The organism is Billgrantia sp. NRB1 (genome assembly GCF_056921725.1).
In genome coordinates this window covers 3,123,611-3,148,960 of record NZ_CM167783.1, presented here as the reverse complement: position 1 = coordinate 3,148,960, position 25,350 = coordinate 3,123,611, and the positions used below count along the sequence as shown (strand labels likewise).

Genomic DNA, 25,350 nt, shown 5'->3' with positions numbered 1-25,350 from the left:
CAGCCTAGTTCACTTCAGCCTTCTGGGGATTGGCAGTGCTGGCTGTTGCGGGAGTGGGAGGCCGGCTGTTGTGGGAGGCCGGCTCCGCCGGGCGAAGGCGCCGTAGGCGCCCCGGTGTGGCAGGCGCCCCGGTGTGGCAGGCGCCCCGGTTGGCAGCACCGACTCGCATCTTTCGGAGCGGCTGTTAGACTCAAGGGTTCCATCACAACGGAGGTGACGAATGACCATTGCAACCTGTACCCGTCCGGCCCGGGCCGGCTCCGCTCTGGCCCTGGCCGCGTTGCTGGGGGTCTCCGGCAGCGCCCTGGCCGATGCCGAGCGTCTGGAAGCCGACCTGCGCGCCATGTTCGGCGGCTACGGCAGCGTCGAGATCGGCGATGTCTCCAGCGCCATGATGCGCTCGCGGGTGACCGCCGAGGACTTCGTCTTCGAGGCCGATGAGGGTGAGCGCCTGATCATCGACCGCTACGTGGTCAGCGGCGACTACGACAGCCCCGACGAGGTGACCCTGGAGGGGGTGCGCATCGAGGATGGCCTCACCGACCTGACGTTGATGAGCGCCGCGCGCATCGTGCTGGGCGAGCCCTCCCGGGCGGTCTTCCCGCTCGACGACAGCCTGGCGCCGGAGGACTTCCGCCTGGGCCGCCTGGCCATCGACGATATCGTCGTCGACCTGGCCTCGGAGATCGCCGAGGACCTCTTCTACGGCACCCCCTTCACCGCCAGCGAGGGTCGCCTGACCATCGACAGCCTGCGCGGCGAGGCGCTGGCCCATGACGCCATCGGCATGCTGGAGATCGAGGGCGTGGCCGGTGCCGGCGAGAATCTCGACGAGCTGGGCTCGGGCTCCTTCAGTCTGGCCTCGCTGCGCATCGATGGCCTCGCGGGCCTGGACGGCGATGAGGAGCGCCTCGACGCGCTGCTGATGCGCGACTTCGCGGTGGAGTCCGACCGCCTGGTGGGCAGCCTGTCGCGGCTCGAGATCGACGGCGACTTCAGCGACGGCGAGGGTGGCCTGCGCCTCGAGGCGTTCGCCCTCGACCTGGCCAAGATGATCGAACTGGCCCCGGAGAGCGAGCGCGCCCAGCTGCGCATGGCCAGCAACGTGCTCACCGACGGCAGCGGCACGCTGCGCCTGGACGCCGCCTTTCTCGGCAACTGGGAGGAGGGCGGCGACCACAGCCGGGTGAAGAGCGACAGCCATATCACCGCCCATGACGCCGTGCGCCTGCTGTTCGATATCGACCTGCCGCTGCTGCTGCCCGAGGGCGCCGAGCCGGCCGACGTCTTCGCCGATACCGGCCTGATCGAAACCGCCACCCTGCTGGGCGGCGACATCCGCCTGACCATCGGCAACGAGGGCCTGTTCGGCCGCCTGGCCACCCTGGGCGCCGCCATGGAAGGGGTCACCGAGGCCCAGTTCATCGAGCAGGCGCGCACCCAGGCTGAAGGCTTCGGCATGATGTTCGGCCCCGAGGCGCAGGCGGTCCTGATGGGGCTGGTGGAGCTGCTGGAAGGCAACGCCAGCGAACTGGAGGTCGCTATCGGCCTGCCGGCGGAGAGCAACCTGGCCACCTACACCGGCGACCCCCTGGGCCTGCCCGACAAGGTCTCGTTCAACGTGGAGACCCGCTGAGGCGGTCGCCACTCGTCAGCCGCCGGTCGATGGCGGCTGACACAAGCCAACACGCCCCGCTCGGCATGGTCGAGCGGGGCGTGTTGATGCTGGCACAGCGCGTCTCGTCAGTGCGTCGAAAGCACCTGCTGGGAGCGGCGCAGGTGGCGAAACGCCGCCAATGCCGTCAGCCCCGAGAGCACGATCACGGCGGCCACCAGGGCCGGCTCCAGGGTGGTGCGCCAGGCGAGATCAGTGGTGACGAGCAAGGGCACCAGTTGCAGCCCGATACAGGCGATCGAGGTGGCAACGGTGGCGATCAGGCAGGCGCAGAACAGGCGATCTTGCGTCAAGGCAGGCAGCGGTACGTCGGGCGTCATCATGAGGGAGTCCTTCCGGTTGTCGAATCGGGTAGTCGGAACCGCGGATAGGACGACTCTATTGCAAATGAAAACTGTTATCAATAGTTGGCGTAATGTTGCCGCCATCCCCGCACACCCGCCTGTGACCGCGCTCTCTCTAAACCTCGCATGAGAATTCTTGCACCCACCCATGACGCCCTTTCATGTGAAAGGCGTCATGGGCTGGGGTATCATGCCCGCTCAGATTCTCCCCGAGATGCGAGGTTTCCCGCCGATGTTCAGCCGTGACATGCAGATTGCCGGTTTCGATGACGCCCTGTTCGATGCGATGCAGAAGGAAGTCGCTCGCCAGGAGGCGCACATCGAGCTGATCGCCTCAGAGAACTATGCCAGCCCGCGTGTGCTGGAAGCCCAGGGCAGCCAGCTCACCAACAAGTATGCGGAAGGCTACCCCGGCAAGCGCTACTACGGCGGCTGCGAATACGTCGACATCGTCGAGCAGCTGGCCATCGACTACGCCAAGGAGCTGTTCGGCGCCAGCTACGCCAACGTCCAGCCCCACTCCGGCTCCCAAGCCAACAGCGCCGTCTTCCAGGCGCTGGTCAAGCCGGGCGACACCGTGCTGGGCATGAGCCTGGACGCCGGCGGCCACCTCACCCACGGCGCCAAGCCCAACTTCTCGGGCAAGCACTACAACGCCGTGCAGTACGGCATCGACGACAGCGGCCGCATCGACTACGCCGAAGTCGCCCGCCTGGCCCGCGAGCACCAGCCCAAGATGATCATCGCCGGCTTCTCCGCCTACTCCCAGATCATCGACTGGGCCAAGTTCCGCGAGATCGCCGACGAAGTGGGCGCCTACCTGCTGGTCGACATGGCCCACGTGGCCGGCCTGGTCGCCGCCGGCGTCTATCCCACGCCGCTGCCCCACGCCCACGTGGTCACCACCACCACCCACAAGACCCTGCGCGGCCCCCGCGGCGGCCTGATCCTCTCCAGCGAGGGCGACGAGGCCATCGAGAAGAAGCTGCAGTCGGCGGTCTTCCCCGGCGGACAGGGCGGCCCCCTGGAGCACGTCATCGCCGCCAAGGCGATCTGCTTCAAGGAGGCCATGGACCCCGAGTTCAAGACCTACCAGCAGCAGGTGGTGAAGAACGCCCAGACCATGGCCGGGGTGTTCATCGAGCGCGGCTACGACATCGTCTCCGGCGGCACCGAGGACCACCTCTTCTTGCTCTCGCTGATCAAGCAGGGCCTGACCGGCAAGGACGCGGACGCCGCCCTGGGCCGCGCCCATATCACCGTCAACAAGAACGCCGTGCCCGGCGATCCCCAGAGCCCCTTCGTGACCTCGGGCCTGCGCATCGGCACCCCGGCGGTGACCACCCGCGGCTTCGGCGAGGCCGAGTGCCGCGATCTGGCCGGCTGGATCTGCGACATCCTCGACGCCATGGCCAAGGGGCAGGACACCGCCGCCCTGGAAGCCGAGGTGAAGGGCAAGGTCGAGGCCGTCTGCGCCAACTTCCCGGTCTATCGCTGAGGGGCGAGGCCGGGGTATGCCGGGCATGGAGCGATCGGCGCCATGCCCGGCAGCCTGCTAGCCTGGTGGAGTGAAAGATTTGGTTCTTCGCACTTTAGCGTGAACATGTTTGGCAGGTTGTATTGTGGGAGGCCGGCTCTGCCGGGCGAAGGCGCCGCAGGCGCCCCATGGGTAGCGCTGCGCTGCGCGCTACTTCGCGAGCTGAAGCTCCCTCCTACAGGGCAAGTTCACGCCAGTCTGCGATGAGCCAAAAATTCTCCGCCGCAGCTTGATCGAGGACGCCACACCATGAAACTGCTGGTTACCGGAAACGCCGGGTTCATCGGCTACCATGTGGCCAGGCGGCTGCTCGAGCGCGGCGACAGTGTGGTCGGCTTCGACAGCGTCAACGACTACTACGATGTCTCGCTGAAGGAGGCCCGGCTGGCCCGGCTGGAAGCGACGGCCCGCCAAACCGGCAGCGACTACGCCTTCATTCGCGCCGATCTGGCCGACCCTGCGGCGGTGGAGCAGTGCTTCATCGATCACGCCTTCGACCGGGTGATCCATTTGGCCGCCCAGGCCGGGGTGCGCTACTCGCTGGAAAACCCCCACAGCTACGTGCAGAGCAACCTGCTGGGGTTCACCAATATTCTGGAAGCCTGCCGCCACGGCAAGATCGCCCACCTGACCTACGCCAGCACCAGCAGCGTCTACGGCGCCAACACCGCCATGCCGTTCAGCGAGCACCACGGCGTGGACCACCCGCTGCAGTTCTACGCTGCCACCAAGCGCGCCAACGAGCTGATGGCCCACAGCTACAGCCATCTGTTCGGCCTGCCGACCACCGGCCTGCGCTTCTTCACCGTCTACGGCCCCTGGGGCCGGCCCGACATGGCGCTGTTCAAGTTCACCCGGCATATCCTGGCCGGCGAGCCGATCCCGGTGTTCAATCACGGCCACCACAGTCGCGACTTCACCTATATCGACGACATCGTCGAAGGCGTGATTCGCGCCAGCGACGATATCGCCACGCCCGACCCCGAGTGGCGCAGCGGCGCCCCCGACCCCGCCAGCAGCAACGCCCCGTACCGGCTGTTCAATATCGGCAACAACGCCCCGGTCAAGCTGAGCGACTATATCGAGGCCATCGAGGAAGCGCTGGGCAAGCCCGCCATCAAGGAGCTGCTGCCGCTGCAGCCTGGCGACGTGCCCGACACCTACGCCGACTCCAGCGCCCTGGCGCAGGCGGTGGGCTACCGGCCCTCGACGCCGGTCAAGGAGGGGGTAGCGAACTTCGTGGCATGGTATCGGGACTTTTACGGGGTGTGAGGGGCGAGGGACGAGGAGATAGGGACGAGGGGGCGAGGGACAAGGGGCGAGGAGCGAGGGGCGAGGAAATAGGGGCGAGAGGCGAGGAAGCTTCTTGGATATCATGCGTCATTCAAGGATGAGGGGGCGTCATGCAGTTCGAGGATCTGGAGGTATGGAAGCGTGCTGCGCGCCTTTGCACGTGTATCTACCGTCATTTCGGGGATTCTCGGGACTATGGCTTCAAGGATCAGACCACCCGCTCATCGCTCTCAGTTGCGAGTAACATTGCTGAAGGATACGAACGTGTCGGTGAGAAAGATCGCATCCGTTTTCTCAACTACGCAAAAGGCTCGTGTGGCGAGCTGCGCACTCAGATATATATAGGCATGCAGGTCGGTTATATCGACAGAGCTTCTGGTAAGCAGTGGGTGGAAGAAACCCACGAACTCTCCCGGATGCTCTACGGCCTGATGCAACACTTCCGGCAGCGTCAATAGCTTTCTCGACCCTCGAACCTCAACCCTCGACCCTCGACCCTCGACCCTCGACCCTCGAACCTCGAACCTCGAACCTCGAACCTCGAACCTCGGACCTCGAACCTCGAACCTCGAACCTCGAACCTCGAACCTTGGCCCTCGAACCTCGAACCTCGAACCTCAACGGAGTGATCAATGAACATCACCATCTTCGGCACCGGCTATGTGGGCCTGGTCACCGGCGCCTGTCTCGCCGACGTGGGCCACGACGTGATGTGCATGGACGTGGACGCCGCCAAGATCGAGCGCCTGACGCAGGGGGAGATCCCCATCTACGAGCCCGGCCTGGAAGGGCTGGTCAAGGAGAACGTTGCGGCGGGGCGGCTCTCCTTCACCACCGACCCTGCCGCGGCGGTGGCCTTCGCCACCGTGCAGTTCATCGCCGTGGGCACCCCGCCGGACGAGGACGGCAGCGCCGACCTGCAGTACGTACTGGCCGTGGCCGCGACTATCGGCGAGCACATGGCCGACTACAAGGTGATCGTCGACAAGTCGACGGTGCCGGTGGGAACCGCCGACCGGGTGCGCGAGACCGTGGCCGGCGTCCTCGACTCCCGGGGCAAGGCGCTGGTCTTCGATGTCTGCTCCAACCCGGAGTTTCTCAAGGAAGGGGCGGCCATCAACGACTTCACCCACGGCGCCCGAATCGTGGTGGGCACCGAGGCCGAGCGGGTAAAGGCGCTGATGCGAGAATGCTACGCGCCCTATATTCGTCAGCAGGAAAAGCTGATGTTCATGGACGTGCGCAGCGCCGAGCTCACCAAGTACGCCGCCAACGCCATGCTGGCCACCAAGATCAGCTTCATGAACGAGATCGCCAACCTCGCCGAGCGGCTGGGCGCCGACGTGGAGCAGGTGCGCCTGGGCATCGGCTCCGATCCGCGCATCGGCTACCAGTTCATCTACCCCGGCTGCGGCTACGGCGGCTCCTGCTTTCCCAAGGACGTCCAGGCGCTGGCGCGCACCGCCGGCCAGGTGGGGTATCGCGCCGAGCTGCTCGGCGCCGTGGAGGCGGTCAACCAGCGCCAGAAGCGCAGCCTGTTCGCCAAGCTGCTGCAGGCCTTCGACGGCGAGCTGGCCGGCAAGACCGTTGCCCTCTGGGGGCTCGCCTTCAAGCCCAATACCGACGACATGCGCGACGCCCCCAGCCGCACCCTGATGGAGGCGCTGTGGGAAGCCGGCGCCAGGGTGCAGGCCTACGATCCCCAAGCCATGGCCGAATGCCGCCGCCTCTACGGCGAGCGCGACGACCTGATGCTGGCCGGCGATCGCATCCAGGCGGTGAAGGGTGCCGACGCCCTGGTGATCTGCACCGAGTGGAAGGACTTTCGCGCCGTGGACTTCCACTGGCTCAAGGCCCAGCTCGCCACCCCCGTGGTGGTCGACGGCCGCAACCTCTACGACCCGACGCTGGCGCGCCAGGCCGGCCTGCTCTACTACGCCGTGGGGCGGGGCGAATCGCTGGCTGCCGTGCCGCAAGGCGTGTGAGCCCGGCCCCACCCACAAGGAAACCGGTCATGGACGACTACCCTCGCATCATTCACCACGGTGGCGCCTCGGGTGTCACCGGCAGCTGCCACCGCCTGCAGCTCGCCCCCGACCGGGCGCTGCTGTTCGACTGCGGCCTGTTCCAGGGCCAGGACGTGGCGGACCAGGCCGCCGAGGGCCACGGCGGCGCAGGGCAGGGCGCGTTCGAGCAGCACCAGGTGCGCTTCCCCGTCGACGACGTGCGGGCCCTGGTCGTCACCCACGTGCATATCGACCATATCGGGCGGCTGCCCTACCTGCTGGCCGCCGGCTACCAGGGGCCGATCCTCTGCTCGGTGCCCTCGGCGCGGCTGCTGCCGCTGGTGATCGAAGATGCTCTGAAGATCGGCTTCACCCGCGACCGGGCGCTGATCGAGCGCTTTCTTGCCGAAGTGGAATCGCGCCTGGTCGCCCTCGACTACAAGAGCTGGCACACCCTCCTCGACGACGAGCGCCACCGCCTCAGGGTCCGGCTGCAGCGCGCCGGGCACATCCTTGGTTCCGCCTATGTGGAAATGGATACGCAAGACAAGAGCAGTGGGAAACGCCAGCGCACGGTGTTCTCCGGCGACCTGGGCGCGCCCCATGCGCCGCTGCTGCCCGCGCCCCGCCCGCCCAGCCGCGCCGACGTGCTGGTGCTGGAAAGCACCTACGGCGACCGCCTGCACGAGGACCGCCGCCGGCGGCAGGCGCGGCTCAAGGCCGCCATTGACGGCGCCCTGGAAGACGGCGGCACCGTGGTCATCCCCGCCTTCAGCATTGGCCGCACCCAGGAGCTGCTCTACGAGCTGGAAGGCTTGTTTCACCGCGCGCGGGACAGCCGCTGGCGCGAGCTGGAGATCGTCGTCGACTCCCCCCTGGCCGCCCGCTTCACTCAGGTCTACCGCGACCTCAAGCCCTGGTGGGACGCCGAGGCCCACCGGCGCCTGCGCAGCGGCCGCCACCCGCTCAGCTTCGAGAATCTCTACACCGTCGAAAGCCACGAGGAGCACGAACGCAGCGTCGACTACCTGGCCACCAGCCACCGCCCCGCGGTGGTCATCGCCGCCAGCGGCATGGTCAGCGGCGGGCGGGTGGTCAACTACCTCAAGCGCATGCTGCCCGACCCGCGCCACGCCGTGCTGTTCATCGGCTACCAGGGAGAGGGCACCCCCGGCCGCACGATCCAGCGTTACGGGCCACGGGGCGGCTGGGTGGAACTCGACGGCGAGCGCATCGACATCCGTGCCCGGGTGGCAACCGTCAGCGGCTACTCCGCCCACGCCGATCAGCGCAACCTCCTGGATTTCATAAGGCGCATGCGCCGCCCGCCACAGGAGGTGCGGCTGGTACACGGCGACCCCGACGCCCAGCGGGCCCTCAAGGCCGCCATCGACGCCTGGGCCGAGGCGGCGGGGCATCCGATCACGGTGGTAGAGGGTTACAAAAAGCCACCCGATAGCTGATCTGACGTATCGAGTTCCCCTGAGGCATTGGTTAGAATCGCCCCACTTTTGGACGTCCCTTTTTGGCTACCCTTATTTTCCTGAATGTGCAGGATGCCTAGAATCGATCTTCCATCTATAGGGTATGGGAATGCGCCCGGCATCAATCCCCGGGCGGTAGCGTGCCTGAATAATGTATTAGAGAAGACCCATGCGAAACCACTCCTTGGCGAGTAGCCATCGTATTCTCCAGATGACGTGCTAAGGGGGATGGGGCTGCTGTTGCGGGCGTAACGGAGCGTGCTGGCTGAGTACGTGCGAAGCTGCCATGACGTGATCGAGGGCGCTAGTGAGGTTCTGTGCTAATAGCAGCATGCTGATTGGATGTACTGCTACTCCAAGGGGAGGGATGGTCAGTACCTTCGGCTTCGGAGCGACGAATGGTAGATGGATCGATATGGCTGAGAGGCCCAATTGAGGTCATGATACCCCCAAATTGCTATACTTTCTCATGCTGCAATACTACCAGGTGACAGTCGATATCATGCTGTCCAAGGGAAGAAAAGAGTTGGCATGCGCTATGCGCCGAATTTCCGGCAACGTTTTATATTTCTGGTACATTTGGATGAACTTGAGATGCATGAATAATGGTAAAGACTAGTGCTTTTCGTGCAATTTCTTTCCTTTGGCTAGGGTCTCTTCTGGGTGCAGGATGTGCATTTTTTGCTCAGGTGATTTTAGCTCGTGTTTTGGGGAAGACTGACTTTGGTATCTTCGCATCTTCCTTGGCAATGGTGACTTTATTGGTGCCTCTTGCTGGATTTGGAGTGGCCCCATTCTGGCTGAAAGTGTTTGGCGAAGAGGGATGGAATGCAAGACGCTGGTGGCGTGGCTCGTTTAAGTTTGTAGCTTTCTCAACGCTTCTCGTAATGCTGGCACTAATTTTTTGGGCTACTTTTGGACCCCATGATGATGCAATGAAATCGGTTCTTTGGTTGTTGCTTTTCTACGTATTTGGTCAGTTGGTTATTGAGCTGGTGAGTAGTAAGTTGCAACTTGAAGAAAAGTATATGAGGTTGGCGCTATGGCAATTTTTTCCACATTTCTTTCGATTGGTTATAGTGATGGCGGGGGCTTGGTTTTTTTCCAGTAGGTTTGATGTTTATCAGGCTGCCTTGGCTTACTCTGTAGTGTCAATGTTGATTTTTTTTACAGGCTTCTGGGTGTTGTCAAGGATGTGGTGCGGTAACTTTTCGCTGCATGGACATGGGGGGGCAGGTGAGAGACTAGATGGTGAGTTATCTTCACCCTCTGCTATGCATGTCGCTTGCAATGCATGGCCGTTCGGTGTTGCCGGTTTGTTCCACCTAGTGCTTTTTCAAAGTGTAGTCATTCTGTTGCAGTACCTTGATGGTGCTGATTCGGCAGGTGTTTATAATGCAGCCTTTGTGGTAATGATGGCTGTTTATCTTTTCCCATCAGTCATCTATCAGAAGTTTCTTTTGCCAAAATTGCACCGCTGGGCTAGTCATGATAAAGAGGCACTGATTCGTAGCTATCAGCGCGGAAATCTATATATGCTCCTTATTGGAGTTGTTGCCCTGGTTATGCTGGTTGCGAATTCTTGGTGGGCAATGCCTTTATTGTTTGGCGAAGAGTTTGTTGATTCCGTTTATATTATTAATATTTTAGCACTAGGTGTGCCTGTGCGCTTTTTGGCAAGTAGCGTTGGGTCGGTCCTGGTTACCCAGAATAATATGAGGCTGAAGGTCCGGTGTATGGGGGTTGTGGCTGCATTCTGTGTCACGATGAATATTGTCATGATTCCAATGGTTGGCGTGATAGGAGCTGCCTTGTCGGCTGTGTTGAGTGATATTTTACTGTTGATGTTGTATTATTGGGCGGCCCAGAAGTATGTGGTAAATCCAGCAGTGGTTCATGAGATTGTGGAGTGAGGTCCAGGTGGCGAAAAAATTGCTTAAATGGCTTGCGCAGACGGTGTGGTTAGAGGTCAATGCGACATATGACTATTGGCGATTCAAGAGGTTTTATGCCAAAAAAACTTCAATAAAAAGTGACCGGCAGACTCTTGAAGCATGGGTTCTTCAGGATAAGCACCGTCTTGAAAAAGCCTTCTCTCTCCCTTCACCCCGTTTGGGTTTTGGGAAAGAGGTAATTGCTCGTTTATGTGAAAATTTGGTGCTTTATCGTGATAAATATGGCAAGCAAGAAGTGTACTATATAGGATTGGGTGCGCTTAAGGCCTATCGTTTATTTCATGTAAAGCACCAAGTGGCTGAGCCTGATTTCTTTACAGGTGCGGTGCAGCCTTTCATAATAGATTTTGATCATTCCATATGCGAGCGTGCAGGCTTTTATGCCCTTGAGGTGTGGTCTGATAATGGCACCAACTCTGGTTTCAAGAGTCTTTGTCACTCTCGTCGCTCTTGTCGTCACTACGATTTGGAGAGAAGCCGTAATATTGGAGAAGCTGAGTTGGCTGAAATAATGTCGATGGCAATTACTTCTCCTTCAGTGTGTAATCGTCAGCACTGGCGTGTTCATTTTTTTACGGGTAGCAAGGTTGCCGACGTTCTTCGATATCAGAATGGTAATGCCGGTTTTAATGAAAATATACCATGGTTGGCGCTTGTGACCAGTGATGTGCGGGCATTTTATAGTCCAGATGAGCGTAACCAGCCATATGTGGATGGGGGGATATTCTCAATGAACCTGATGTATGCAATTCAGGCGATGGGTATGGCCTCCTGCCCTTTGAATTGGTGCAATTCATTCTTCAAAGATTGGTCATTTCGCAAGATGAGATATGTGCCAAAAAACGAAGTCGTTGTCTTGGCCATAGCTTTTGGGTATCCCTTCGATGAAGCTATTTATGCTAAGTCTCCAAGGCTTTCATTGTCAGAGTTTTATAAAATACATTGAGTGGGATCGAGATGTTGCATAAATCATGGGCTAAAAGAGTCGGTGTTTTAACCCTGCCTTTAAAGGATAATTATGGTGGGATTTTACAGGCAGTTGCGCTGTATGGTTACCTTGACCGGATAGGGTGTCAGCCTGTTCTTATCAGGAAGGAGTTTTATCATCCTTTATGGAAGAGGCTGTTGATAAAATGCCTTGAGATGCTACCTGTCCAGAATTTTAAGAAGTTTCGGTCAGTGCGTATAAATAGTGCCCTGCATAAGCCATTTATTGATTCTGCCTTTCCCCGTCAAACACGATTCGTGGTGACAAAGGAGGAGCTTAAGGCCGTTGTTCAGGAGAGCAATCTTGATGCTGTTGTGGTCGGCAGTGATCAGGTATGGCGGATGCAATACATTGACAAAGTGTATTATGGTGCATATTTTTTGGATTTTTTAGAAAGCTCTAGGGTGCGCCGTGTTTCCTTTTCCGCCTCTTTTGGAGTGGATCACTGGGAATATCCAGAAAAAGCAAATGAGGTAAAACACTGGCTGGCTGCTTTTGATGCTGTTTCGGTACGTGAGACGTCAGGACTGGCTTTGTGTGAAGAGTTCGGCCGGACTGATGCTGTTCATGTTCTTGACCCGACCTTATTGGTAGGGCTTGAGTTCTATGAGTCCATGATTCAGGATATTCCTGACGCCGAACATCAAAGTTTCCTGTACTACGTGCTGGATGAGTCTTCCTTTAGTGAATCGCTCCTTGATGACTTATTATCGGAGCTTAATGGCTCGGGTGGAGTTGAGCGAATTTACGAAAAGCATAATGCATTTCAGACCTACTCTATTGCCGAATGGGTGAAAGCTTTTTCTGATGCCAGCTTTGTGCTTACAGACTCGTTCCACGGCATGCTGTTTTCTGTTCTTTATAATAAGCCTTTTGTTGTGATTGCAAATAAGAAGCGTGGAGCTAGCAGGTTCGAGTCATTTCTTGGACGGCTGGGACTACAGGATCGTTTGGTGAACGAAGGTGGTAGCATTTCAGTTGCAATATTGATGAATCGTCCGATCAATTATGAGGCAGTAAATGCTGAGCTCGAGCATTGGAGATCTGAATCTGAAAATTTCATTAAAGAAGCGCTTGCGTTGTGAGGGGGCAACGCATGAAGAATGAGCAACTTGTTCATGGATATACTATCCCCGTCAGTGTAGTTATCCCTTGCTTTTGTTCAGGTGATGTTATCCAGCGTGCCGTAGACTCAGTGTTGGCACAAACCCTGCAACCCCTAGAAGTGATTGTGGTGGATGATTGTAGTAGCGATAATACGTTGGATAAGCTTTATGAGCTGGTCAGGCGCTATGATGATGGCTGGTTAAAGATCATTGCATTGCCTGAGAATAAAGGCCCAGGAACTGCACGTAATACGGGTTGGGCTGCTGCCAGTGGTGATTATATCGCCTTTCTGGATGCCGATGATGCTTGGCATCCTAATAAACTGGAGATTCAGTATAGTTGGATGAAAGCTCATCCGGAGGTGGTGCTATCCGGTCACGCATTTGTTCTTCGCTCAGAGAGCGAAGCTGAAGACAGTGTCGTGCCTTCAAGAGGAAGTATCCATACAGCATTTTTTCCGATTAGTAAGTTTCGCTTGCTGGCGAAGAATTATTTTCCTACTCCCACGGTCATGGTGAGGCGCGATGTTTCGGAACGCTTCTTGGAGGGGAAAAAGTATAGTGAAGAATACCTGTTAGCATGCGAAATATGTTCCAAGGACTATTTGTGCGCCGCATCGGCCTTTCCGTTGACGTACATTTACAAAGATGCTTATGGGGCTGGTGGGCTGAGTGGTGACCTTTGGGAAATGGAAAAAGGGGAGCTGGAGGTTTACTATCTGTTGTTTAAAAGAGGGCGTGTGAGCTCGATAGAATTTATGGGGTTTAGTGCTTTTTCCTTTTTGAAGTATATTCGGCGATTTATGATTGTTGGTTTCCGTAGGTTTTTTTCTAGGAGATATGGTTGATACTGACTTTAGCAGTTTTTCTGCTTTTTTCTTTTATGGCCCATTTTTATGCTGATCATGGGCGACTTGTCTGTGGGCGAAGAAGCTCGCTTTTGCGAAGTGATCGTATTGTTGACTTGGCGTTTCTGGTCTTCCCCGTTTTTTCTGTTGGGCTGATTATTATTGGTTTTCGTCCTCTTGATGCGGGTTTTGATACTCAAAATTATGTAAGGGCGTGGTTGGCTTTGGATGGGGCATGGTCAGCTTGGAGTGTCGGAGCTGCTGAGTATGGCAATACGGAATTTTTATGGTGGCCTTTTCAAAGTTTGTTTTCAGGGTGGCTCTCAGCCAGAGGCTGGTTGTTGGTAAACTATGTACTGGCTTTTGCGATGGTGTTTTGGGCATATCATAAAGTATGTCGATACTATACAATAAACCCTTTGATCTTTGCTTTGGTGTTTTTGACATATTATTTCGTATACAGTGGAAATGCAATGCGTCAGACATTGGCTCTTCCTGTGGGGCTGCTTGCATTTTGCTGGTTTTTTGAGCGCCGCTATTTTAAGTTTTTAGCGGGCGTGATTGTGTCGGTTGGAATGCATTGGTCCGCGTTGCTGCTGATTATTGTTCCTTTGCTAAAGATTTCGGTTTTTAAGAAACACGTTGCTCTTCTTGGCATTCCGATGCTGATGCTGGTTGGAGCGTTCCTATTCGAGGATGTCGCTAGACTAGTTGTGGGTTTTGTAGGAATTTCAGGGCTCGATGAAAAGTATTTTCTCTATTTTGAGGGAGGTAGGGAGGCTCATGTTGGTGCGGTGTGGACTCGGCTGAATTTTTGGTTATGTGCCGTGGTTTCGCTGCTGTTTCTTTATGTTTGCCCTCCAGAAAGATATTCATCGGCAGTGTTGCAGTTATATGTTATGCTTTTTTTAAGTTTAATGTTTTTTAGTATGTCTGTTGGCGATGTTTCTGAGCGCTTCTTTCCAGCTATTTTCCTTGTGATGCCGGTTATGGTTGCACTAGTTGTTCAGAGGCTTTGGTTTCTGAGAAGTATATCAGGGTTTGTTTTGATGTTCTCTTTTCTGGCACTTTGGGTTATGATTGTCTCCACGAAGAGTGCCCGGGATACGTTGGGATATACATTTTTCTGAGGTGTTGGTGTGAATATTGTTCATGTTGTCGAGGCGTGGAAAGGTGGCATTGCTAGCTACGTAGAGGTGCTGATTAGAGATCAAGTCGCCCGTGGCTATCGTGTCCACTTGCTTGCAGACTCGGATCAACTTGCATTGGATAGTCGTGAGCTGGACGTCTCTGTCTTGGGGTATCGGTCATCCCGAAAACCGTGGGAATTCGGTCGGATTTCTAAGAAGCTGGAAGGAATAATTAGAGATTTGGGCGCTGATGTAGTGCATTGTCACAGTACATTTCCCGGTCTGTATGTTAGGCTAAGGCGTCATCAGGCAAAGGTTATATATACGCCACATTCGTGGAGCTTCTTCAAGCAGGACGTGACTAAAGCTGTTAGAATGTCTTTCAGGTTTGTGGAAAGGTGGCTGGCGGGGCGGTGTGATAATATTGTTTGCATGTCTATGGAAGAAATGATCGCAGCCACTAAGGTAGGGTTTCCTCCAGAGAAGATTAGCCTCGTTTATTCCGGAATTCCAGACCTCAGTTATGAACAGGTGAGTCTGCTCGAAGCACGTCCCGAGGGGCCTTTGAAAGTGGGCTTTTTTGGGAGGTTTGATTATCAGAAGGGGTTTGACCTCCTCGAGAGGGCTGTCTCTTCTTTAGATGATAGAATAGAAGTTCACCTGTTTGGTGGCCCAGTGAGAGGTAAGGAGCGTGACATCGATCCGGCCTTTTTTAATCACGGCTGGGTTGGGCATAAAAGTATTCTAGAAAAAATGGCCTCAATGGATGTGATAATAATTCCTTCACGATGGGAAGGATTTGCTCTAACACCTCTAGAGGCAATGCGTGTAGGCAAGCCTGTGATAGTATCAAATTGCACCTCCCTGCCTGAGGTCGTGATTCACGGTTTTAATGGCCTTGTCTTGTCAGATGGAACTGCTGATAACTTGGCTGGCGTGCTAGAAAACCTCTCTCGCGATGAATGTCTTCGGATGGGGAGGAATGCCAGGCTGGTGTTTGAGAATTCATTTAGGTATGGTGACTTTTTGGATAATATGAATTCAGTTTATTTGGCATAGTGTGCCAGTTTTTTCTTAATTGATGCTATATTGAGACAAATGATAAGTCCGGCTAAAGGTTTGACAGAGCGCTATCCCGCTCAGTTAATAGTGCCCGTCGTTGATGCGCTTGCCGTCGCTTTGGGCGGCTTGCTGGCACATTGGTGGCGTTTTGGCAATATTCAGCTACCAGAGCGCTTTGTTCTGGCCATGGTCATCATGGCCCTGCTGGTGGTGATGCTCAACGCTGCGCTGGGAGGGTATGCTCGCTGGCGGGTAACCACTATCTCAACGCTCTTGGGTCGATTGCTTCTGGTTTGGCTAGCGGTCGGGGTCCTGGCCACCTCAATCATCTACTTTGCCCATGTGGCCGAGCGCTACTCACGGCTGTGGGTCGGGATGACCCTACTCATGTCATTCGTGCTGGCAGGCGGAGTCCGTGTGCTGGCTCAGCTTCTGCTGCGTCAGGCACGCATCAAGGGGCTGGCACGGCGTTCGGTGTTTCTGGTTGGGCCCGGTCCAAACCTGGTGGAAGTAGCGCAAGGGATGCGGGCATCTGCCGAAGAAGGTTTCTCCATAGCAGGCGTTGAACGGCTGGGCCCTGCGGCATTGGAAGCTGTGCCACAGAGCGGTTTGGATAGGCTGGCCAGGCGCGTTCAGCAATCCGGTGCCCGTGAAGTGTGGATCTGCGTGCCGCTCGAACGCGGCTATGTGGTGCGCTCGATTTTCTTTGCGTTGCGAAACCATACGGCCGAAGTGCGATTTATCCCCGAGTTCAAGGATATGCGCCTGCTGAACCATCGTATTAGTGAAGTGGCGGGGCACTATGCCATCGACCTGAGCGTGTCGCCGATGAATGGCATGGCGCGGGTTGTCAAACGCCTGGAGGATGTCGTGCTGGGGGGGCTGCTCAGCCTGATGATTCTGCCCGTTTGCCTGGCCATCGCGGTGGCTATCAAGGTCAGCTCCCCGGGGCCTGTGCTTTTCAAGCAGTATCGCACCGGAGTGAATGGCAAGCAGTTCAAGGTTTACAAGTTCCGCTCCATGAGAATTCATCAGGAGTCAGCAGGCCAGGTCACTCAGGCGACCAAGGGCGATGCCCGCGTCACGCCTATCGGAGCCTTTCTTCGCCGTACCTCCCTGGACGAGCTCCCGCAGTTCTACAATGTACTGCAGGGGCGTATGTCCATCGTGGGACCAAGGCCCCACGCCCTGGCTCACAATGAACACTACAAGGAGCTGGTCGAATCCTACATGCGTCGCCACAAGGTCAAGCCGGGCATTACCGGCTGGGCACAAGTCAACGGCTTCCGCGGCGAGACGGATACCCTGGAGAAAATGGAGAAGCGCGTTGAGTACGACCTTTGGTATATCGACAACTGGTCACTCTGGCTGGATCTTCGCATTATCTTCCTGACCATTTTCAAGGGTTTCATCAACAAGAACGCGTATTGAGGCATATCAGACAACCCATGGCGATTTTGGTAACCGGCGGTGCCGGCTACATTGGCTCGCATACCGTGGTGGAGCTGCTGCAGGCCGGGCATGAGGTGGTGGTAGTCGATAATCTCTGCAACGGCTCACGAGACGCCCTGCGCCGCGTGGGGAACATCGCCGGCCGGCAGGCAACCTTCATTCATGGCGACATTCGTGACCGCACCCTACTGGATGACGTGTTCGCCGCGCACAGGATAGCAGCGGTGATCCATTTCGCCGGTTTAAAGGCGGTGGGGGAGAGCGTCGGCCAGCCGCTCGAGTATTACCATAACAACGTGTACGGCACCCTGGTGCTCTGCCAGGCGATGGCAGCGGCCGGGGTCCATCGCATCATCTTCAGTTCCTCAGCCACGGTGTACGGCATCGAAGCACCGGTGCCTTACCTGGAAACCATGCCCCGGGGCACCACCTCCAATCCCTATGGGGCCTCCAAGGCGATGGTGGAGCGGGTACTGGAAGATATGGTGGCAGCCGACGGGCGGTGGAGCGTGGCGCTGCTGCGCTACTTCAATCCCATTGGTGCCCATCCCTCCGGGCAGATCGGCGAGGACCCGCGAGGAACGCCCAACAACCTGATGCCCTATATCAGCCAGGTGGCGGTAGGGCGGCTGCCGGAGCTTGCCATCTACGGCAACGACTACCCGACTCCCGACGGCACCTGCGTGCGTGACTACCTGCACGTCGTCGACCTGGCTCTGGGCCACCTGATGGCGCTGCAGGCGCTGAATCAGCCTGGCGTCAGGCGCTATAACCTGGGCACGGGCAAGGGCGTATCGGTGCTCGAGATGGTCAAGGGGTTCGTGCAGGTCACCGGGGTTGATGTTCCGTACCGGTTTGCGCCACGCCGCAGCGGTGACCTGCCGGCCTTCTGGGCCGATGCCTCCAAGGCTGAACAGGAGCTCGGCTGGCGAGCCGAGCGTGATCTGCTGGCAATGCTGCGGGACACCTGGCGCTGGCAGTCGACCAACCCTCAAGGCTATGCGGAGTGACTCGCCTGATGGCACGCCGCTGTCAGGAGGGTTTGCCACGCCCCCGCGCGGCTCCACACCGAATGGCGAAGTGCCCCTCTCGGCAGCTGTCGGCACATGGCGCAGTGAGAGGCGTTCGGCAGAATGGACTAGATGCGCCATACTGCTGGAAGTCATATGGGGGCCCGGGTTGCCACACAGAAATTTTAGGTTCATCGCAGACTGGCGTGAATGGGCCTTGTGGGAGGGAGCTTCAGCTCGCGAAGTAGCGCGCAGCGCTACCCAGGGGGCGCCTGCGGCGCCTTCGCCCGGCAGAGCCGGCCTCCCACCATAGAACCTGCCAAACATGTTCACGCTAAAATGCGAAGAACCAAATTGTAGTCTCCTGGTGCGCAAGGTATGGGCTGAAGCATGCTGATGGAGTCAGCCGCTCATGGACGATTCGACAGACTCACCGTCTGAACCTGCCAGATCGGTAGCAAGATGCGCATGGCTTGCCTATCTGATCACGCTACTGGTCGCTGCACTTTTCGCAGCCTTGCTGTTCTACGAGCGCAGCGCGCAGCCGTTCGGCGGCTGGCAGTACCTTTTGCTGCTGACCGGTAGCTGGCTGCTGCTGGCCGGGCTTGGTCTGTGGGGCGTGTGCCACTACCTGGGGCTGCGGGCCCGCGAACGGCGGCACCGTGCCCATGAGGTCCGTCTCGAGGCGCTGGTCGGCGCCATACCCGATCAGCTCTACGTGCTGGACCGCCACGGCCGGGTCGTCTTCGCCAACGGCCAGCCGCGAGCTGAGCAGGGCAACGCCCAGCGACTGGTCGATCTGCTGCCGGCGCTGTCCGCCGCCCCGCTGGAAGAGGCCATGCGGCAGGTTTGGCGCGAAGGCGCCGCCGAGCTGGAATACGCCGAAGCCAGCGATGAGACAAGGCTGGCTCACCGCCATGCCGTGCTAAGCCCGCTCAATACAGGTGACGATGCCGATCATCTGGTCATGGTCGTGCGCGACGTGACCGAGAGCAAACGCGTGGAAGAGCGCTTGCGCATCGCCGCCACGGCATTCGAGACCCACCTGGGCATGATGATCACCGATGCCAGCGGCGAGATCATCGATGTCAATGCCACCTTCACCCAGATCACCGGCTACCTGCGTCACGAGGTGCTGGGTCGCAATCCCCGCCTGCTGAGTTCCGGCCTGCAGGATGCCGCCTTCTACGAGCGCATGTGGGAGTCGCTTAAGCTCAACGGCCGCTGGCAGGGGGAAATCTGGAATCGCCGCAAGGGAGGCGATGCCTACCCCCAGTGGCTGACCATCAGCGCCGTGCGCACCCCTTCGGGGGAGCTTACCCACTATGTTGCCACCCTCCATGACCTGACCGAGCGCAAGGCCGTGGAGCAGGAGCTTCACGACCTGGTGTTCTTCGACCCGCTGACCGGGCTGCCCAACCGCCGGCTGCTGCTGGACCGCCTGGACGGGGTCCTCAAGGACAGCTACCGCAGTGGCAAGCTGGCTGCGCTGATCCTCCTCGACCTCGATCACTTCCAGACGGTCAATGATACCCAGGGGCACCGGGTCGGCGATCAGTTGCTGTTCGCCCTGGCCGGCCGCTTCGGCACCATCCTTCGCGACACCGATACCCTGTCGCGCTTGAACGGCGACGAATACGCCATCCTGCTCCACGACATTCACGACGACCCGGATGCGGCCGCCATTGCGGTCGAGCGGGTCGCCGGCAAGCTGCTGGAATCGCTCAAGGAACCCGTGACGATTACCGGGCAGCCGCTGGTGGTCACCGCCAGCCTGGGCGTTAGCCTGTTTTGCCGGCACGGGGTCTCCGTTGAAGACGTGCTCAAACAGGCCGACCTGGCGCTGATGCAGGCCAAGCAAAGCGGTCGCAACCAGGTCTGCTTCTTCGACCCTCAGGTCCAGTCGCGGCTCAAAGCCAGGGCGCAGCTCGAGATCGACCTTCGCCAGGCGCTAAGCAGGGGAGAGCTGGCGGTAGCGTACCAGCCGCAGGTGAACGTTCGGGGCAGCACCGTGGGAGCCGAAGCCCTGCTGCGCTGGCGGCATCCGGTGCGGGGCGAGGTGTCGCCCGTCGAATTCATCCCCATAGCCGAGCAGACCCGGCTGATCGTCGAGCTGGGCGAGTGGGTGCTGGAAAGCGCCTGCTGGAAGCTCGTGGCCTGGGCCAAGACGCCTGCCACCGCCGGCTGGACGGTATCGGTGAACGTGAGCCCGGTGCAGTTTCGCGAGGCCTGCTTCGTGGAGCAGGTGCAGGCCGTGCTGGCCCGCACCGGCGCCGAGCCCTCCCGGCTCAAGCTCGAAGTGACCGAGTCGCTGCTGATCGACGACCCCGAGGCAGTGCGCGAGCGAATGGTCGCCCTCAAGGCGTTAGGGTTGCGCCTGTCGCTGGATGACTTCGGAACCGGCTATTCATCGCTCGCCTATCTGCGCCGGTTGCCCCTCGATCAGATCAAGATCGATCAGTGCTTCGTGCGTGAACTGCTCGAAGACCGGGCCAGCGCCGCCATCGTCGAGACCATTATTTCGCTGTCGGCCAGCCTGCATCTCGAAGTGATAGCCGAAGGGGTGGAAACGCCCGCCCAGCACCGCTGCCTCGCCTCCCGGGGATGCCAGCTCTTTCAGGGGTTTCTGTTCGGTCGGCCGGAGATACCCACGGAGCCATAGGCCAGCGGCTGTGGTGCCTGATCGCTCGCTAGCAGCTATCCGCCAGAGTGGCAGGCACGTCTGATGAGAAAGTCCTAGCCCCCTACCGTGGGGCGGGGGGGTCTGGTATCCTCCCGCGGTTGACCCTCCCCGCTTGACAGTCTTTATCTCTAACGGTGACTCGCCATATGGCAAAGCAACAGGACGCTACGGACCTCCAGCGTGCGCTCAAGGCATGCAGGGGCTCTTTCGCATCGGTGGGCTTCTTCAGCATGTTCGTCAACCTGCTCATGCTGGTGCCGCCGATGTACATGCTGCAGGTCTACGACCGCGTGCTTACGACCCAAAGCGTCGAAACGCTGCTGATGCTCACCCTGCTGGTGGTCTTCCTGTTCATGGTCATGGGCGGGCTCGAGCTGGTCCGCTCGCGGATGCTGGTCAGGGTGGGCAACCGGCTCGACACCGATATCAACTCGCGCCTCTACAGCGCCATGTTTCGTCGCAGCGTGGTCAGCCAGGGTCAGCAGAGCGCCCAGCCGCTCAACGACCTGACCAGCCTGCGTCAGTTTTTGACCGGCAACGGCCTGTTCGCCTTCTTCGATGCCCCCTGGGTGCCGGTCTACCTGGCCGTGCTGTTCCTGTTCCACCCCTGGCTGGGGATCTTCGCCACTATCTCCGGCATCGTGCTGCTGATCCTGGCCATCGCCAACGAGAAGGCCACCAAGACCCTGCTGGCCGAAGCCAACAGCGAGAACATCCAGGCCCAGAATCTGGCCAACTCCAACCTTCGCAACGCCGAAGTGCTGCACGCCATGGGCATGCTGCCGGGGATCATGGGCCGCTGGGCCAACAAGCACCATGAGTTTCTCTCCAAGCAGTCCCAGGCCAGTGACCGCGCCGGCGCGCTGACCAACACCTCCAAGGTGCTGCGCCTGCTGGCCCAGTCGATGATCCTCGGTCTCGGCGCCTTCCTGGTGCTGCGCAACGAAATGACCCCGGGCATGATGATCGCCGGCTCCATCATCATGGGCCGGGCGCTGGCCCCCATCGACCAGATGATCGGCGGCTGGAAAGGCTTCGTCAGTGCGCGCGGCGCCTACGACCGCCTCAACGAGCTGCTCACCCAGATTCCCGAAGAGCAGCCGCGCATGTCGCTGCCCGCCCCGCACGGCAGCGTCGCCGTGGAAGGCGTGGCCGCCGCGCCGCCCGGCGTGCGCATGGCCACCATTCGTGGCATCAACTTCGAGGTGCCCAAGGGCGAGCATGTCGGCATCATCGGCCCCAGCGCCGCCGGCAAATCCACGCTCGCCCGGGTGCTCCTGGGCGTCTGGCCCTCCCAGGTGGGCAATGTGCGCCTCGACGGCGCCGATATCGCCCAGTGGAACCGCGACGAGCTGGGCCCGCACATCGGCTACCTGCCCCAGGATATCGAACTGTTCGACGGCTCGATCAGTGAGAACATCGCCCGCTTCGGCAAAGTCGACCCCCAGAAGGTCGTCGCGGCCGCCAGGAAAGCCGGGGTCCACGAAATGATCCTCGAGCTGCCCAACGGCTACGACACCGTCATCTCCTCTACCAGCGGCGCCCTCTCCGGCGGCCAGCGTCAGCGTATCGGCCTGGCGCGGGCGCTGTATGGCAACCCGGTGCTGGTGGTGCTCGACGAGCCCAACTCCAACCTGGATGACGCCGGTGAACGGGCCCTTGCCCAGTCAATCCAACAGCTCAAGGCGGAAGGCACCACGCTGTTCGTCATCAGCCACCGCACCAGCGTGCTCAAGAACATGGACCAGCTGCTGGTCATGAAAGAGGGCCAGGTCAGCATGTTCGGCCCGCGCGACCAGGTGCTGGCCCAGTTTGCCAAAAAGCCCCAGCAGCGGGTTGCCCAGGCCGCCAACAGCCGCGTGGCCGCCATTCGTGGCGGCCGCGAGGGCGGTCAGCCCGGCGGTAGCAATCCCGAGGAGCAGAAGTAATGACCGACCAAACCTCGAACCAGGACGTCGCCAAGCGCTCCGAGATCGACGTGACACCCAAGCCCCAGACCCTTGAGGGCGAGTACGCCGAGGTGCTGCCCACCAGTGACAAGGGCTATCGGCGCCTGGGGTTCGTGATTTTGCTGCTGGCCTTCGGCGGCTTCGGCACCTGGGCGATGACCGGCTCCCTGGCGGTGGCCGTCGTGGCGCCGGGCAATGTCTCCGTGGAATCCTTCAAGCGCAGCGTTCAGCATCTGGAAGGCGGCATCGTGCGCGAGATCCTGGTGGAAGACGGCCAGCACGTCGAGGCCGGCGATCCGCTGGTGGTGCTCAGCGATACCCAGGCGCGCTCCCAGCTCGAGATCGCCCGCTCTCAGTACCTGATCAATCGCGCCATGGAGGTGCGGCTATTAGCCGAGCAGGAGGGAGCCGACGCCCTCGAGTTCCCCCAGGAGCTGGTGGAGAGCGACAGCGCGCGCGTCCAGCAGGTCATGGCGGTGCAGCAGAGCCTGTTCGTGGCACGGCGCGAATCTCTGCGCGGCGCCCTGGAATCCCTCGACGAGCAGAGCCAGCAGATGCGCGAGCAGATCGAAGGGCTCGAGCAGCTGGTGAACGTCAACACCCGGCGCATCGCCTCGCTGAGAAGCGAAGCGGAAGACTTCCGCTCGCTGTTCCGCGAAGGGCTCGGCGACAACCAGCGGCTGCGTGAGCTCGAACGCCAGGTGCTCCAGTTCGAAGGGGAAGTCGCCCAGCACCGCGCAGAAATCTCCCGGCTGCGCTCACAGATCAGCGAGAACCGCCTACAGCGTGAAGTGCGCCAGCAGGAGTTCCAGTCAGAGGTAGGCGAGCAGCTGCGCCAGGCCCAGGCGCAGATCGCCGAAGCCGAAGAGCAGATCACCTCGCTGAGCGACCAGGTCGAGCGCACCGTGATCGTCGCACCGGTCTCCGGCAGCGTGGTAGACCGCCAGGTCCACAGCGCGGGTGCCGTGATTCGTGCTGGCGACACCATCATGGACATCGTGCCCTCCAGCGACGGTTTCGTCGTGGAAGCGCGGGTGCCCAACCGGGATATCGACAACATCTTCCTCGGCCAGGACGCCAACATTCGCTTCTCCGCCTTCAATCAGCGGCTGACCAACGAGATACCTGGCGAGATCATCTACGTCAGCGCCGACAGCTTCGAGGACGAGGCCACCGGCCAGCGCTACTACCGTGCCAGGGTTCGCGTCACCGAGAAGGGGCGCGACAGAATGACCGAAGAGATGCAGCTGCTCTCCGGCATGCCGGCCGAGGTGATGATCCGCACCGGTGAGCGCACCTTCGCCAGCTACATCGCCAAGCCGATCACCGACATGCTGGCTCGCGCGGTTAGGGAGGATTGATGGCAGGGTTGACTATCTCGACGAAGGCGCCGTCAGGCGCTCTGGCGCTGGCGGCGCTGCTGGTCTTGGCGCCCGTGGCGGCCGTCGCCCAGGACGACGTGCCCGCCGGCGATGCCGCCATGGCCGAGCTGTCCGCCCTGCAGGAGGTCGAGGCCGGCTCCCTCGCCGGGAGCCTGCCTTCGCTGCCAGGCCTGTTCGAGCGTGCGCTACAGCATGACGCCCAGCTTTCCCAGCAGCGCTTCAGTCTCGAGGCCACCGAGCAGGAGGTGCCCATGGCGCGCTCCCACCTGCTGCCCGAGCTGTCGGCGTCTGCCAGCTACATGTGGCAGGACTCCACCAATATCCAGACCAGCCCCGAAGACTTCGGTCTCGACCAGCCCGCGCAGCGTCCCGGCGAGATCGACGAAACCTTCTGGCAACTGCAGCTTCGTCAGCCGCTGTTCAGCCTCGAGCGCTGGCGAGGCATGGAGCGTGCCAGATCCCAGGTCGGCGTGGCAGAGCTGGAAGTGGCGCTCGCCGAGAAGGACCTTGCCCTGCAGGTCGCCGAAGCCTACGTCAATGCCTACCTGGCATCGCGTACCCTAGGGCTTCTCGAAGCCCAGCAGGAGGCCCTGGAGCTTCAGACGCGTCAGGCAAGCCGTGCCTTCGACCTCGGCGTGGGGGATCGCATCAACCTTCTGGAAGCCCAGTCACGGCTCGACCAGGCCATTGCCGATGCGGTCATGGCCCAGAACGACCTGGACGATGCCCTCAGTGAGCTGGAACGGCTCACCGGCGTCGCCCCGAACTTCGGCAGCTCTCAGCTGGGCGACGTTTCGGTGGCCGATGTACGGCAGGATTGGGGCGATGAAAGCGACTGGATGGCGCGTATCGGCGACAACCTGGCGGTGCTGCATGCGCAGGCCGAAAAGCAGGTGACCGACAGCGATACCCGCGTGCGCCGCGGCGGCTACTATCCCGAACTCAACCTCAATCTGAGCTACTCCGACCGCGACAGCGACGACGAGCTGCGCTCGAGCGAAGACTACCGCGCCACCGTGGAGCTGAGCGTACCCCTCTTTCGTGGCGGGCGGACGCGCGCCAGCGTGCGCCAGGGCGAGCTTCGCACCATGGCCAGCCAGGAAGCACTCGACCACCAGCGCAACCTGGCCAAGCAGGAAGTTCGCCATCGTCTGCGCTCGCTGAACGGCAACGCTCGTCGCCTCGATGCCCTCACCCGTGCCATCGAGTCCAGCCAGCTCTTCCTCGACGCCGCCGAGCGTGGCGAACAGCTCGGCCTGCGCGACCTGGTCGACGTGCTGGATGCACGAGCCAGTCTCTATGACCAGCAGATTCAGTTCGTCGATACCCTGGGAAGCTTCGTGCTCGATCGTCTCGCCCTGCAGTCGGCGGTAGGGGCGCTGGGCAGTCAGGATCTCGAGCGGGTCATGGTGCTGCTGGCGCGCATCACCCACCCGGCCGAATGAG

Annotated in this window: 19 protein-coding genes; 18 read left to right on the top strand and 1 reads right to left on the bottom strand. The window is 59.8% G+C overall.

Features of this window, described 5'->3' with window-relative positions:
- Positions 1 to 220 precede the first annotated feature (220 nt).
- The gene (locus ACZIYR_RS14275; protein ID WP_483527154.1) at positions 221 to 1,636 is read left to right on the top strand and encodes a hypothetical protein; all 1,416 of its coding nucleotides are present in this window, start codon (positions 221 to 223) and stop codon (positions 1,634 to 1,636) included.
- A gap of 107 nt (positions 1,637 to 1,743) precedes the next feature.
- Here the strand turns inward: ACZIYR_RS14275 and ACZIYR_RS14270 are convergent, their stop codons facing one another.
- Positions 1,744 to 1,998, bottom strand: a complete 255-nt coding sequence (locus tag ACZIYR_RS14270) for a hypothetical protein (protein WP_483527153.1) — start codon at positions 1,996 to 1,998, stop codon at positions 1,744 to 1,746.
- A 253-nt stretch (positions 1,999 to 2,251) separates the two neighbouring features.
- Here ACZIYR_RS14270 and glyA point away from each other — a divergent pair, with 253 nt between their 5' ends.
- The 17 genes from glyA (at position 2,252) to ACZIYR_RS14185 (ending at position 25,349) form a co-directional block, all read left to right on the top strand.
- Complete coding sequence (glyA, locus tag ACZIYR_RS14265; protein ID WP_473035066.1) at positions 2,252 to 3,517, top strand: serine hydroxymethyltransferase; 1,266 nt, start codon at positions 2,252 to 2,254, stop codon at positions 3,515 to 3,517.
- 288 nt (positions 3,518 to 3,805) lie between these two features.
- Positions 3,806 to 4,828, top strand: coding sequence for an NAD-dependent epimerase (locus ACZIYR_RS14260; RefSeq protein ID WP_483527152.1), 1,023 nt, complete (start codon positions 3,806 to 3,808; stop codon positions 4,826 to 4,828).
- A gap of 131 nt (positions 4,829 to 4,959) precedes the next feature.
- Positions 4,960 to 5,307, top strand: a complete 348-nt coding sequence (locus tag ACZIYR_RS14255) for a four helix bundle protein (protein WP_483527151.1) — start codon at positions 4,960 to 4,962, stop codon at positions 5,305 to 5,307.
- A 174-nt stretch (positions 5,308 to 5,481) separates the two neighbouring features.
- Entirely contained in the window at positions 5,482 to 6,834 is a 1,353-nt protein-coding gene (locus ACZIYR_RS14250) for a UDP-glucose dehydrogenase family protein (RefSeq protein ID WP_483527150.1), read from the top strand.
- Positions 6,835 to 6,863: 29 nt separating this feature from the next.
- Entirely contained in the window at positions 6,864 to 8,318 is a 1,455-nt protein-coding gene (locus tag ACZIYR_RS14245; RefSeq protein WP_483527149.1) for an MBL fold metallo-hydrolase RNA specificity domain-containing protein, read from the top strand.
- A 626-nt stretch (positions 8,319 to 8,944) separates the two neighbouring features.
- A complete protein-coding gene (locus ACZIYR_RS14240) occupies positions 8,945 to 10,252 on the top strand; it encodes an oligosaccharide flippase family protein (protein WP_483527148.1) in 1,308 nt (435 codons plus the stop codon).
- The gene (locus ACZIYR_RS14235; RefSeq protein ID WP_483527147.1) at positions 10,236 to 11,240 is read left to right on the top strand and encodes a nitroreductase family protein; all 1,005 of its coding nucleotides are present in this window, start codon (positions 10,236 to 10,238) and stop codon (positions 11,238 to 11,240) included. Before ACZIYR_RS14240 ends, ACZIYR_RS14235 begins: the two co-directional genes overlap by 17 nt.
- A gap of 11 nt (positions 11,241 to 11,251) precedes the next feature.
- A complete protein-coding gene (locus tag ACZIYR_RS14230) occupies positions 11,252 to 12,367 on the top strand; it encodes a polysaccharide pyruvyl transferase family protein (protein WP_483527146.1) in 1,116 nt (371 codons plus the stop codon).
- 11 nt (positions 12,368 to 12,378) lie between these two features.
- A complete protein-coding gene (locus tag ACZIYR_RS14225) occupies positions 12,379 to 13,236 on the top strand; it encodes a glycosyltransferase family 2 protein (protein ID WP_483527145.1) in 858 nt (285 codons plus the stop codon).
- Positions 13,233 to 14,366 carry an EpsG family protein gene (locus ACZIYR_RS14220; RefSeq protein ID WP_483527144.1) on the top strand — a complete coding sequence of 378 codons (1,134 nt, stop codon included), beginning with the start codon at positions 13,233 to 13,235 and terminating at the stop codon, positions 14,364 to 14,366. Before ACZIYR_RS14225 ends, ACZIYR_RS14220 begins: the two co-directional genes overlap by 4 nt.
- A 9-nt stretch (positions 14,367 to 14,375) precedes the next feature.
- Positions 14,376 to 15,425: a glycosyltransferase family 4 protein gene (locus ACZIYR_RS14215; RefSeq protein ID WP_483527143.1), complete on the top strand. Its 1,050-nt coding sequence runs from the start codon at positions 14,376 to 14,378 to the stop codon at positions 15,423 to 15,425.
- Positions 15,426 to 15,485: 60 nt separating this feature from the next.
- The gene (locus ACZIYR_RS14210) at positions 15,486 to 16,859 is read left to right on the top strand and encodes an undecaprenyl-phosphate glucose phosphotransferase (protein ID WP_483527142.1); all 1,374 of its coding nucleotides are present in this window, start codon (positions 15,486 to 15,488) and stop codon (positions 16,857 to 16,859) included.
- Positions 16,860 to 16,876: 17 nt separating this feature from the next.
- Positions 16,877 to 17,890, top strand: coding sequence for a UDP-glucose 4-epimerase GalE (gene galE, locus ACZIYR_RS14205; protein WP_483527141.1), 1,014 nt, complete (start codon positions 16,877 to 16,879; stop codon positions 17,888 to 17,890).
- Between the two features lie 517 nt (positions 17,891 to 18,407).
- Positions 18,408 to 20,552 carry a putative bifunctional diguanylate cyclase/phosphodiesterase gene (locus ACZIYR_RS14200; RefSeq protein WP_483527140.1) on the top strand — a complete coding sequence of 715 codons (2,145 nt, stop codon included), beginning with the start codon at positions 18,408 to 18,410 and terminating at the stop codon, positions 20,550 to 20,552.
- A 167-nt stretch (positions 20,553 to 20,719) separates the two neighbouring features.
- On the top strand, positions 20,720 to 22,501 hold the full coding sequence (locus tag ACZIYR_RS14195) for a type I secretion system permease/ATPase (RefSeq protein ID WP_483527139.1): 1,782 nt from the start codon (positions 20,720 to 20,722) through the stop codon (positions 22,499 to 22,501).
- The gene (locus ACZIYR_RS14190; RefSeq protein WP_483527138.1) at positions 22,501 to 23,883 is read left to right on the top strand and encodes an HlyD family type I secretion periplasmic adaptor subunit; all 1,383 of its coding nucleotides are present in this window, start codon (positions 22,501 to 22,503) and stop codon (positions 23,881 to 23,883) included. Before ACZIYR_RS14195 ends, ACZIYR_RS14190 begins: the two co-directional genes overlap by 1 nt.
- The gene (locus ACZIYR_RS14185) at positions 23,883 to 25,349 is read left to right on the top strand and encodes a TolC family outer membrane protein (protein WP_483527137.1); all 1,467 of its coding nucleotides are present in this window, start codon (positions 23,883 to 23,885) and stop codon (positions 25,347 to 25,349) included. The genes ACZIYR_RS14190 and ACZIYR_RS14185 overlap by 1 nt, the downstream gene beginning before the upstream one ends.
- The last annotated feature ends 1 nt before the right edge of the window (position 25,350 follow it).